This window comes from Actinotignum vesiculae (assembly GCF_051267215.1).
Lineage (GTDB): Bacteria > Actinomycetota > Actinomycetes > Actinomycetales > Actinomycetaceae > Actinotignum > Actinotignum schaalii.
This window is the reverse complement of sequence record NZ_JBOZGG010000013.1, coordinates 14,386-26,252: the sequence shown is the minus strand read 5'-3', so window position 1 is coordinate 26,252 and position 11,867 is coordinate 14,386. Positions and strand designations below refer to the sequence as shown.

Below are 11,867 nucleotides of genomic sequence, written 5' to 3'. Positions count from 1 at the left end.
AAGCCTAACGCGCGAAGACGACAATATTATCGCGCCGAAGCGCTCGCGCCCCGGGCAGGTCGCAGTGGCGCACGCCGCCCGGCCCGGTCACCAGCGCGTCGAGGGCCTCGATATGCCCCGCGTTCACCTCCCCGGCACGCGCCCCGGCGCGCAGGGCAAGGGCACGCAGAATCCGGGTGCGTACGGCCGTGGGAAGTTCACGCAGTGGTGCAATAGGTACGACGACGCCGCCAGCTGGCTCCCCCGCCTCTGTCACCACACCGTGTTCTTCCCAGGTGGCCAGCTCCCGGGCCGCCCAGCTATCGAGCGCTTCGTTATCGCGGCGCAGCAGGTAGGCGGTGCGGGCCAGGGCTTCCACCGTGCCCGGCCCGAGCGCCTCTTGTAGGGCTGGCAGGGCGCCGGCGCGCAGCGCGGCGCGGGTGAGCGGGCCACCTCCCGCCGCCCGCCACGGGCCATCGGGCTCATTGGACGGGTCCTCCACCCAGGCAATGCCCTCATCTTGCAGCGCGGCGCGAAGCGCCGCGCGCCGCAGCCCCAGCAGCGGGCGTAACGCAGTGATCTCCGGGTGGCCCGGCAGCGGACCCGCTTCCGGCATGCCCGCCAGGGAACGCGCTCCCGAACCCCGGCCCAGGCCCAGGAGCACGGTTTCGGCCTGGTCGTCCGCGGTATGGCCCAGCAGAACCGGGCCGCAGGCGCCCGCCGCTTTGCCTGCACCAGCCGCTTTGCCTGCACCAGCCATCTCGCCCGCCGCGCCCGCCGCCTCACTTGCGGCGCCAGCCGCCGCGGCCAGCGCCGCGTACCGGGCCGCCCGCGCCTGCCCTTCCGGGCTCGATCCACCGCCAAGGTCCACGCTGACCGTTGCGGCGTCGTCGTACCCCCACGAACGAAGTAGGCCCGCAACCTGCGCGGCTTCGCGCCCCGCCTCCGGGCGAATCCCGTGGTTCACGGTGACCGCGCGCAGCAGGTAGCCGTCGCGGCGCGCCACGAAGAGCGCGATGCGGGCCAGTGCGAGGGAATCCGAACCGCCGGATACCGCCACCGTCAGGCGGGTCCCCGGCCCGTAACCGCAGCTCTTCAGCAGGGCGCGCAGGCGGCGCCGCCCGGCCGCGTACGCGGGATGGGGTCCGGCCATTACAGCTCCGCCACCGCGGTGAGGAAGGCATCCTCGGCGGCCCGCACGTCCAATAACGAAACGTCGTGGTGGGAATCGGTGAGGATGGAGAAGGTCAGCAGCGCCCCCGAACGCGTGCGCAGCACCCCGCTGAGGGACACCACATCCGCGAGCGTGCCGGTTTTCCCGCGGATCATCCCGGGCGCGGCGCCTTCGGTGAGGCGATCCGCGAGCGTGCCGTTGAGCGCGGCCACCGGCAGCCCCGCGCCCAGCGCCCCCACCGTGCCATCGCTCAGATTCACGGCATCCTCCAGGATCGCGAGCTGAAGCACGCAGGTGAGCCGATTCGTTTCAGAAAGCCCGGAATTATCGGAAATCACCACGCCCTCCAGCGGGTAGCCGAGCTCCTCCAGGACCGCGTGCGTGGCCCGCGCAGCCCCCGCAAAATCCGCACTTTCCCCGCGCTCGCGCGCCACCAGATGCCCGAGGGTTTCAGCCAGGGTGTTATCCGATTCGGTGAGCATGCGGTCCACCAGCTCGCGCACGCTCGCCGAATGCACCGTGGCGAGCGGGTGGGCCGCCGCTTCCTTGGGGGCTTGCCCCGCGCGCACCTCCGCCACCTCCACGCCGGCCCCGCGCAGCTGCTCGGCCAGCACATTCCCGGCGTCGAGGGCGGGCGTGGCGCTGTAGTGGTAGCCCACCGCCCCACCATTCACAGCAATCGACGTGATGGGAGCCACGTAATCATGATTAACCGGGTCGAGGGTGGGCGCGTACTCCGGCCCCGCGAAAAGCGACGTATCTACGACGACGCTCACCGGGCCACCCGGATGCTCGCGCGCGTAGGTGGCGGCGGCCGCGGCCAATTCCGAAAGATCGCCGCGGGCAATGGTGCCCGGGACCTGGGTGGCGGCGGTATCGGGAGCCAGGAATACATCGCCCCCGCCGATGAGGTGAATGGTGGAGCCGGAAGCGGCCACGCTGGTAGCGAAGCGGCGGTCCGGGCCGAGGGTTTCCAGGGCCACCCGGGCGGTCACCAGTTTCATATTGGAGGCCGGTACCCGCGGGGTTTTCGCGTCTTTGCTGGCGAGGACCCGCCCGGTGGCGGCCTCGCGAATTTCGTAGGATACCTGGCCCGTGGGGGCCAGGCGCGCGGCGAATTCCTGGCCGAGGGCGGCCACTTTGGCGGCGCTGGCATCCTCGAGTTCGGCGGGCGCGGCAGCGGCCGGAACGGTCACGGCCGGCACGGGGATGGGATGCGGATACGGCGCGGCGGCATCGGCCCTAGGTCCCAGGGTGAGCAATCCGGGGGTAAGATCAAAGGCATCAGCGAATGCGTACCCGCCCGCAAGAAGGAGCACCAGGGACAAAGCGATCTGAGCTTTTCCTTTCACGGGCCTATTCTTGCACGGAACGCAGCTCGTATTCTTAGGTGTTCTTATGTGCCAGCCGTCAGCGAGGAGAGCTTCACATGATGGAATTCGATGTCACCATCGAAATCCCCAAGGGAAATCGAAATAAGTACGAAGTAGATCACGAAACCGGGCGGATTCGCCTGGACCGCATGCTTTTCACATCCACCCGGTACCCCGATGATTACGGATTTATTGATGACACCCTCGGTGAGGACGGCGATCCGCTGGACGCCCTGGTGCTGCTCGAAGAGCCCACGTTCCCGGGTTGTGTGATTCGGTGCCGTGCGCTGGGCATGTTCCGCATGCGTGATGAAAAGGGCGGCGACGATAAGGTGCTGTGCGTGCCGGCCTCGGATCAGCGGGCCTCCTGGCGTACCGAGATTGAGGACGTTTCGGAATTCCATCGCCTGGAAATCCAGCACTTCTTCGAGGTCTACAAGGATCTGGAACCGGGCAAGTCCGTGGAAGGCGCCCACTGGGTGGGCCGCGAAGCCGCGGAAGAGGAAATCCGGGCTTCCTTCCAGCGGGCCATTGACGAAGGCTACTACACCGCGCACGAAGCGCAGCCGCCCAGCCAGCACTAAGCGGGTAGCCGGCCAGCACTAGGCGGGCGCCCGGCACTGGACAAGCGCCCGGCAGCCGGCGCGGCCCCGACGGAAAGGCCAGTCACTCCGAGCAAAAACACAAAAAGCGGGAGCTATGCAGATACGCACAGCTCCCGCTTTTCTTTTCGGCTTGTGTGCCGCGCGCCGGCGTCGATCCGCTCCGCGAACCTTACTTGCCGCGCGCTAGCCGCACCTAGTCAATAATCCGCACGTAGGTGGGGCTACCCCAGATCGGGCCTTCGCGGGTGCCGCCTTCGGGGTTAGTAGCGGCAATATGCATGCCGTTGCCCGTGTAGATTCCCACGTGCCCGGGCCACCACAACAGGTCGCCGGGTTGGGCTTGGGAGGGAGAAATCTCGTAGCCGGCCGAGCGCTGTGCCCCGGAGGTACGCGGCAGGGAATAGCCGAAGTGCCCGTACACATAGCGGGTGAAACCGGAGCAATCCCAACCCGAGGGGGTATTGCCGCCCCACACATAGGGCACGCCCACGAATTGCCGCGCGAAGCTGACAATCGCCCAGCCGTCACCCGAAGGCGCCGGGGCCGGTTCGGGTTCCGGTTCCGGTTCTGGGGCCGGAGCGGGGGCGGGTGCCGGTTCCGGATCAGGTTCCGGTGCGGGAGCGGGAGCGGGCGCCGGCGCGGGGGCGGGCTGCGATTCAGCCTGGCGCCGAGCCGCTTCTTCCGCGGCCGCCTGACGGGCCGCGGCTTCCCGAGCCGCTGCCTCTCGGGCAGCCTGCTCCTGGGCTGCCGCTTCGGCCGCGATGCGCTGGCGTTCAGCTTCGGCCTGGGCACGCGCCGCGGCTTCTTTCTGTTCTTGCTGGGCGCGTTCCAGTGCCGCCGTCGTACCCTTTTGCCGGGCGAGGGTTTCGAAAAGTTGGTCGCGTTGCGCTTCAATGGAGGCCAGTTGGCTATCCAATTGGGAGGCGGCCGAGCTAGCATCCTTCGCGGCACCCTCGGCGCGCGCGGCAATCGTGGCCTGCTCATTGGCCTTGCGATCCGCTTCGCCCTGGAGGGTATCGGCAATATCGCGGGCGGCCTGGTAGCGCTGCAGCTTCTGGTCGGTGGCGTGGCCGGCGGTGCGGAAGGCCCGCTGGCGGTCATCGGCATCGCGCAGGGATTGCGCCCCGAGCAGCGCGTTCGCGGCGGTGAGCGTGGTGGAAGAATCCCGGTACATCGCCGAGGAAATCGAGCCGAGTTCCCCGCGCGCCGCATCGGCTTCCGCCCGGGCACTATTGGCCACCACCTGGGCATCCATCGCGGTATTGACCGAATCTTCCAGGTTGCGCTGGGCACGCTGGGCTTCGGCTGCCTTAATCACCACATCGGTGCGTGCCGCTTCGGCCTGGGAGGCGAGCCCGGCCAGCGAAGCTTCGATCTGCCCGATACTTTGAGCTGTTTGCTTTTCCGCGGCCCGCGAGCGATCAATATCGCGATCAACGTTATCCGCGCGGGCGCCGGGTAGCACTGAGAGAGCGAGGGCGCAGGCGGCCAGCACAGCCGTTAGGCGCCGAGAACGATTCTCCACACGACCTCCAGAGGGCGGGCTTTCCCGCGCCCCGGACGGGTGCGCGCAGACTAAGCCCACAATTCGATATAAACACTAAGAACATACCTCACACCAGTCCAAAACGAAACATCTGCCCCAAAATTTCACAGGTGTAATTCTGTTCTTTTTCGTCACACCGCTTACCTCTATTTATCAGGAACCACAATCGTCACAGGACAGGAGCCACAACTGCGCACTCAATCAAGAATGTGATTCACGTCGTGAACTTGACGAATACCGCCCTCGCCTGCCTATGCTTGCATCATGTTCGTCATGCGAATGCCCAACTAGCGCACGTTCCGCGGCCCAGCCGCCCTAACGTGCGCTATCAGCCCTGCTGATTTTGGAAAAGAACACCAAGTAGAAAAAATAAGCGGGCTGGTCAGAGCGCATTCGCCGCATCGCACAATTCCATTCCTCATATGTCACACCTCTGGTTTATCCAGAATGGATATTGCTGCGCCTGAGAAAAAGAATATTTTCCTAGGTTTATGCCGGGGCGTTATCTGCCGCCCGCTCCCCATCACATTTTTGAAGGAGAGCACCATGTCAGAAAATCAGAATTCCCAGCACACCGCACCTACCCCGGACGCTTTGCACTTCGACACCCTTCAGGTGCACGCCGGCCAGGTCCTCGATTCCGATCACGGCGCCCGGGCGCTGCCAATTTTCCAGACCACGTCCTATGTGTTCAAGGATAATGAGCAGGCTCGCGGACGTTTCGCGCTCACCGATCCGGGCATGATCTACACCCGCATCACCAACCCCACCCAGGGGGCTGTCGAAGAACGTATTTCCGCGCTGTACGGCGGCACGGGCGGGCTGCTCCTCGCTTCCGGTTCGGCTGCCATTTTCTACGCGGTCACGAATGTGGCACAGGCCGGGGATAATATTGTGTCCTCCGATTCGCTGTACGGTGGGACCTACAACCAGTTCAAGCACGTGCTGAAGAACTTCGGTATCGAGGCTCGTTTCGTAGAGAATCCTGCGGATCCGGCCAATTGGGAAGCCCTCATTGATGAGAACACCAAGGCCCTCTACGGGGAAACGATCCCGAACCCGAAGCAGGATATTCTCGATATTGAGGCGCTGGCCAAGCTCGCCCATTCCCACGATATTCCGCTCATTGTGGATAATACGATCGGCACTCCCGCCAATGTGAATCCCTTCGATTTCGGGGCGGACGTAGTGGTGGATTCAGCCACCAAGTTCCTGGGCGGGCACGGCACCTCCATTGCCGGCTCCGTGGTGGAACGCGCGGGCTTCAACTGGAAGAACGGCAAGTTCCCCGGTTTCCACGAGGTGGACGAGTCCTATCACGGCATCGTCTGGGGCGATCTTCCCGGCGCCCCTTTCACAACCCGTATCCGCGCCACCTTGCTGCGTGATACCGGCGCCGCGATTTCCCCCTTCAACGCCTTCCTGATCGGGCTGGGCCTGGAAACCCTTTCCCTGCGCATCGACCGCCATCTTTCCAATACCCGCGCGGTGGCGGAATTCCTGGCCGAGCACCCCGGGATTGACTCGGTGAACTGGGCTGGTCTGCCGGATAATCCGTATCACGAGCTGGCCGCCAAGTACGCCCCGAAGGGCCCCGGTTCGGTGTTCACGGTGGAAGTTGCGGGCGGATTTGAGAAGGCCGCGGCTTTCGTGGAGTCCCTCCACCTCTTCTCCAATCTCGCGAATATTGGGGATGCGAAGTCGCTGGTGGTGCACCCGGCTTCGACCACGCATTCGCAGCTGACCGCAGAAGAGCTGGCGGCCAATGGCATTAGCCCGGCCACCGTGCGCCTGTCCATCGGTATTGAAGATCCGCGCGATCTTATTGCCGATATTCGCCAGGGCCTCGAGTCCATCGCCTAGAGCCAGAAGATCAAGGATTATCATGACGCCCAGCCCCCAGTTCCTCGTGGGACACGCCCCCCTAGACCCGGTCACCGATGCCGAACCTATCGGTGATTTCGATACCGGCTACACCCCCGCACCTCGCCTGACCGAGCGCCCCACCGGCGCCTGGCTGGAAGGGGACGACCCGGGTGAACGCCGCTTCGCGGATCTTGGCCCCCTGGAACTGGAGCTGGGCGGCCGCCTGCCGCAGGTTCGGCTCGCCTACGAAACGTGGGGGCAGCTCAATGCGGACCGCTCCAATGCGGTGCTGCTGTGCCACGCGCTCACCGGAGATTCCCATGCCGCGGCGCGCGATGGGCAAAGCGGCTGGTGGAAAGATATTGTAGGCCCGGGCCTGGCCATTGATACCGACCGGTATTACGTGGTGTGCCCAAATGTGTTGGGTGGCTGCCAGGGAAGTACCGGTCCGGCTTCCCCGGCTCCCGATGGCCAGCCCTGGGGCCCGCGCTTCCCGGAAATTACCATGCGGGATATGGCCGCCGCGGAGGCCCGGCTCGCCGATCTGCTCGGGGTGGAGCGCTGGGCTCTGGTGGCGGGCGCTTCCTTCGGCGGCTGCCGCACCATGGAATGGGCGGCGTCTTTCCCGGAACGGGTGGGTGCTTTTGCGGTGCTCGTGGCGGGCCCGGCCAGCACCGCGGAACATATTGCTTATGCCCATCTGCAAAATCTGGCGATTCGCCTGGATCCGCGCTGGCGTGGCGGGCATTATTACGATGCCGAGCCCGATGAGAGCGGGGCGAGCGGCCCGGATGCAGGGCTGGGCCTGGCGCGTGAAATAGCGCATTTAACTTATCGCTGCGCCCCGGAACTGGCGGCGCGTTTCGGGCGCACCCCACAGGAAGGCGAAGATCCGCTGCGCGGGGGCCGTTACGCGGTCCAATCTTATTTGGATTATCACGGCGCGAAATTGGTGGCGCGTTTCGATGCGAATTCCTACCTGACGATCAGCCAGGCATTTATTACTCACGATATTGGGCGCGGGCGGGGTGGCACCGCGCAGGTAGTGGCGGGGCTGAAGCAGCCGGCGCTCGTCGTCGCCGTTGATTCTGATCGGCTTTTTTATCCGCAGCATATGGCGGAATTGGCCGCGGCTTTGCCCGGGGCGCGCCCGCTCCAGACCGTGCATTCCGCGCACGGCCACGATGGTTTCCTTATCGAAAATAATGAGGTTTCCGCGATTATTTCGGATTTCCTCGCCGAGGTGGCGCCGGTGGAAACCGCGTCGGCCGCAACGGCCCGGGAGGGCGCTACTCTTTAGCCGCCACCCCGCCCGCTACTTAGCCTGTTACTCGCCAAATTGCGACCAGTCTTCGCCGAGCACGGTGCCGCGCGCGTCGATCATCACGTGCCCGGCTTTGCCGCCGGCGTGCAACCATCCGGTGTAGATGAGGTCGTCGGGCGCGGGGCAGGCGCCTTCACATTCGGGCAGTTCGGCGGCCGCGGATTTGACTCGCACGAATACTTCCGCGCTTTCTAGCTGCGCAGGCGTCAATCCGAGCTGCGCGGCGCGTTCGCGCACAAGGGTGGTGGCACGGGTGAAGAGCGCGGCGTCGAGCTGGGCGTAGTCGAAGGTGGGGATGCGTTCGAAGCGGAAGGGCCGCGAGGCCGCGAATCCGTAGGGTGTGGTATCGCGCGGCAGGGACCAGGAGTAGGTGACTGCGGCGTTATTGCCTTCGCCCACGGGAACGTCGATTTCGAGGCGGCGTTCGCGCACGAGGGCCCGGAACGCTTGCGTGGTCCCGGCTTCTTTTTCAATATCGACGACGGCGACACTGAGGTCTTCAGCCCCGCCCGTGAAATAGGAGCGCAGTGGGCCGCCGCCCCAGTCTTTGATTTGGGTGGTGACGATGCGGATGGCTTGGGGTGGGTTGAGGAGGGTGGGCAGGAGGGTGCCGCTCAGAAATAATGCGATGCCCGTGAGCGTGGCGGTGAGAGGGCGGAGCGGGTGGTCGTGCGCGGCGGCGGTGTGGAGGTAGCGGTAGCGTAAATAAATAATGCCGCCCAGCACGGTGAGTGCGCCGATCACGATGAGGGTGATGTAGAGGGTGCCGCGCCAGTCGTTCATCCAGAGCAGGGGGAGGGCGCCGAGGATGAGTCCGAAGCCGAGCGCGGGGAGCAGCCGGGTGGCTGTTTCGCGCAAGCCGGGCTGGCCTTGTGTTGTGGGCACGGGCGGCTCCTCCCTATCTGATGGGCTGTTAGGGGGATTCTACCGGACTCCCCGTCCGAAATAACCAATAATTTTATATAACGAAAACTCAAATTGAGAATCTATTTCGCTATTTGCATATTGGGACAGATTTCCCTTGAAGCCCATCTGCCCGTAGAATCCTAAATGGGGAAAGATTTCAGCTCTCCCCACCGCGCAACGGGGCGCACACTACTCATCTGGGCAAACTCGCTTCATTGGGTGGTAACAACCGAAACGGAGGTTTCACCATGAAACGGAAAACAACAACCCCCAACCGCTCATGAAGTCCCTCGAATCTCGGAGATCATTCTCGGCCCTGGTTATTGCGGGCTTCTTGAGCGTCGTCGCGGTTTTTTCGCTGGCCGCCATTGGAGTTGAAATTCCCTACCGGGACAAAGCAGCACGGGCGAGTGGACCTATCTACGTACGGGATAAGGAAGACGCTACTTTTACCTACCGAGTCGATGAAACCTTTATCGATTCGCGTCTAGTTAGTGTTATGTATCTTGAACCTTTACGACCCGATATTCCCCCGCCCCCTGGACTCAGCGCCTGGCCAGCAGCGGGGAGCGCGGCGGTCACCCGCCCCGCTCTCCGCTACCGCGAAACCTTGGAACAACAATTCGGTCCTATCACGGCGGTTATTGACGACTCGGTAACTCTCGAGGACGAACTACTGGTTATCACCCGCCCCGTTAACACCGAAGCTTTGTCTGAGCTAGAACGGGCAGGAACCCGAGCCTTTCTCTCATCAGGATTCGCCGTATCTTCAAACGGTGCGAATAGTCGCCCTATAGGTAGCGTGCTGTACGAGCGTTGGGCCGAGCACCTTTTACCTCTGGTGCTAGCTGTCATCGTTTTACCCATTTTTCTTTACGTCTTGGCCTGCCGTAAGAATTTCCAGAGCAACATCGCGCAGGAGCAATTTATTCTCCAATGTATAGGTGCACGGCGCGGCCACCTCATTCGGCATGCCAGTACCCGAGTTATTCCTCCAGTATTACTTGGTGGATTAGCGGGCAGCGCCGTGGTTGCTGTTCTCATCAGTGGCGTTATTCGCCTGCCCTTCACCGGATTCCACTTCCACCCGCAGGCATTTCTCCCCCAGTTAGGCTGGATCATTCTCGCCTTGCTAGTCACACTCGCCGGGCTCGTGCTGTTTTTCGCCTGGCCCCGCATCAAACTCTCAATGCGGCCAGCACGGCAAAAAAAGAAGCGTCCCCTGCTTGGCCTAGCGCTCTTCACTATTGGGATTATCCTGGCAGCAGGATTCCAATGGTATTTCTGGTGGATTCCCTCGGACATGGCTTCTGCCGCCATCCCTATAGGAATTATTCTGGTCCTACTCGGCCTATCGGCAACCTTTACACTGCTTACCCGTGCCGCGGCAAGCCTTGCCATCAGATCCCGCAGGGATCACCTCACTGATCTCACCACCCGCTGGATTATTCGCCATCCCGAGGTAGCTTCGCGTTCCGGCACCCTCGCGGGCTGTTTCCTCATTATCGGAACCCTACTAATCGCCTGCTTCAACGCGGTCGCGGATACCGATAGGGAGATCCCGCCACTTCCTGAGAATCTCAGCGCAGTTGATTCCTCTCTTGTGTGCCGCCCCAATACACCCGGCTGCCTCGAAAATGCCGTTGCGCAAATTCACGCAGCCCGTCCTGACGCTGCTATTATCGCCGCTGGCCACGGAATCGGAGTGGTTCCGTTGGAAGACGGGCAGGTCGCTCCAGAAAATCTAGAGCTGGTGCTCTCCGATTACCTTGCTCCGTTATATGGCGCACCGAAGAAAGATCTCCCCGAAAACCTCGACCGCGGCTGGCTCGTCACCCTCGTCGAATCCGATGGCCGAAATTCTGGAGAAAAACTCCTCAGCCAGATTCACAGCCTGGACCTGGGCACTCCGATCCCCGCGTTATCCACACCGCTGGGTGAAAATACCCGCGCCCTGGCGCAGATCTACCGTCAGCATTCCACCTGGCTCAGCCTCTTTACTACCTTCGCTTTCATCTGCGGGCTGCTGGTGGTGTGGCTGAATTTCTCCCGGGAAGCTGAAGCCCAGGCACGCGACGCCGCCGCTATCACGGCACTCACCGGGCAAACCCGCACGGTTGCCCGCATCCTCGCCCGGCGCACCCTCGCCACCAATATCGTGACCGGGATCGCCGCCCTCGCGGTCGGCACCTTCCTGGCACGGCAATTCTTACTGCCCGGAACCGGATTTATCCCCTGGGAGTTCATCCTCACTATCGCCGCGATCTACGGCTGTTTCATCGCCGCGCAATCCATTCTTGTGTATCGCCGGCTAACCGCACGGGCCCGCGCGTGGCGCCCGGGAAAGGATCACCATGAGTATTCTGCACTGTGACAACCTGGTCTGCGGCTACACCCACCCGCTGTTCAGCCCGATTACGTTCACCCTCAACGGCGGGGACACCCTCACCGTCATGGGCCGCTCCGGCGTGGGGAAAACAACCCTCCTCACCACGATTCTGGGGATGCATAAACCCATCTCCGGCACCATCGAGGTGACCGACACCAATATTCACCGCCTCCCCTTCAACCGCCTCGCGCGCCTGCGTTCCGCAACCATTGGCACTGTTTTCCAGCACGGCGAACTCATGGCCGGATACACCGCCCTCGATAACGTGATGCTTCCGCGCCTGCTGTGGAACCGTCATGATGGCGACGTCGCCACCGAGGCCAGCGAGCTCCTCGGCACCCTAGGTGTCCTCCCCCAAACGATGGCTGAAAACCTCTCCGGCGGGGAACGCCAGCGGGTAGCGCTGGCCCGGGCGCTCATTAATCACCCGCGCCTGCTGGTGGCTGATGAACCGACCGGAGCGCTGGATACCGAGCTGCGCGATGAAGTCCTCAGCCTCATCCTCGATACCGTGCGCGAACGCGATTGCGCCCTGCTGCTCGTCACCCACGACCCGAGCATCGCCGCCCGCACCGACCGCACCCTCATCCTCCAGCCGGTTACTGTGCCTAACCCAGCGGCTGCCTAGCCTAACTAATTTTCGGATCATTCCACCGCGGGCGTGCACGAACCATCCGAGTTTACGCGCACCCGCCCACCCTGCGC

The 11,867-nt window shown here is 63.5% G+C and carries 9 protein-coding genes; 5 read left to right on the top strand and 4 right to left on the bottom strand.

Going from position 1 to position 11,867, the window contains the following annotated elements; translation table 11 throughout:
- Window positions 1-4: 4 nt before the first annotated feature.
- Both tilS and ACRQHG_RS07395 read right to left on the bottom strand, forming a co-directional pair.
- Window positions 5-1,132 (bottom strand): tRNA lysidine(34) synthetase TilS, encoded by a 1,128-nt coding sequence (tilS, locus tag ACRQHG_RS07400; protein ID WP_435719868.1) that lies wholly within the window; start codon window positions 1,130-1,132, stop codon window positions 5-7.
- The gene (locus tag ACRQHG_RS07395; RefSeq protein WP_435719867.1) at window positions 1,132-2,505 is read right to left on the bottom strand and encodes a D-alanyl-D-alanine carboxypeptidase/D-alanyl-D-alanine-endopeptidase; all 1,374 of its coding nucleotides are present in this window, start codon (window positions 2,503-2,505) and stop codon (window positions 1,132-1,134) included. Before ACRQHG_RS07395 ends, tilS begins: the two co-directional genes overlap by 1 nt.
- Before the next feature lie 80 nt (window positions 2,506-2,585).
- Between ACRQHG_RS07395 and ACRQHG_RS07390 the strand changes: the two genes are divergently transcribed.
- Window positions 2,586-3,110 (top strand): inorganic diphosphatase, encoded by a 525-nt coding sequence (locus ACRQHG_RS07390; protein ID WP_026428653.1) that lies wholly within the window; start codon window positions 2,586-2,588, stop codon window positions 3,108-3,110.
- A 214-nt stretch (window positions 3,111-3,324) separates the two neighbouring features.
- Here ACRQHG_RS07390 and ACRQHG_RS07385 read toward each other — a convergent pair whose 3' ends face one another.
- Window positions 3,325-4,656 (bottom strand): C40 family peptidase, encoded by a 1,332-nt coding sequence (locus ACRQHG_RS07385; protein WP_435719866.1) that lies wholly within the window; start codon window positions 4,654-4,656, stop codon window positions 3,325-3,327.
- Window positions 4,657-5,223: 567 nt separating this feature from the next.
- Here ACRQHG_RS07385 and ACRQHG_RS07380 point away from each other — a divergent pair.
- Together ACRQHG_RS07380 and metX are read left to right on the top strand one after the other, a co-directional pair.
- Window positions 5,224-6,540 (top strand): O-acetylhomoserine aminocarboxypropyltransferase/cysteine synthase family protein, encoded by a 1,317-nt coding sequence (locus ACRQHG_RS07380; RefSeq protein ID WP_435719865.1) that lies wholly within the window; start codon window positions 5,224-5,226, stop codon window positions 6,538-6,540.
- A gap of 22 nt (window positions 6,541-6,562) precedes the next feature.
- Window positions 6,563-7,843, top strand: a complete 1,281-nt coding sequence (gene metX, locus ACRQHG_RS07375; protein ID WP_435713044.1) for a homoserine O-acetyltransferase MetX — start codon at window positions 6,563-6,565, stop codon at window positions 7,841-7,843.
- 27 nt (window positions 7,844-7,870) lie between these two features.
- On the opposite strand, the gene ACRQHG_RS07370 is transcribed toward metX, so the two are convergent.
- On the bottom strand, window positions 7,871-8,752 hold the full coding sequence (locus ACRQHG_RS07370; protein ID WP_435713045.1) for a hypothetical protein: 882 nt from the start codon (window positions 8,750-8,752) through the stop codon (window positions 7,871-7,873).
- 301 nt (window positions 8,753-9,053) lie between these two features.
- Between ACRQHG_RS07370 and ACRQHG_RS07365 the strand changes: the two genes are divergently transcribed.
- Both ACRQHG_RS07365 and ACRQHG_RS07360 read left to right on the top strand, forming a co-directional pair.
- Window positions 9,054-11,147: a hypothetical protein gene (locus tag ACRQHG_RS07365; protein ID WP_435713046.1), complete on the top strand. Its 2,094-nt coding sequence runs from the start codon at window positions 9,054-9,056 to the stop codon at window positions 11,145-11,147.
- Window positions 11,128-11,790, top strand: coding sequence for an ABC transporter ATP-binding protein (locus tag ACRQHG_RS07360; RefSeq protein ID WP_435713047.1), 663 nt, complete (start codon window positions 11,128-11,130; stop codon window positions 11,788-11,790). Before ACRQHG_RS07365 ends, ACRQHG_RS07360 begins: the two co-directional genes overlap by 20 nt.
- The last annotated feature ends 77 nt before the right edge of the window (window positions 11,791-11,867 follow it).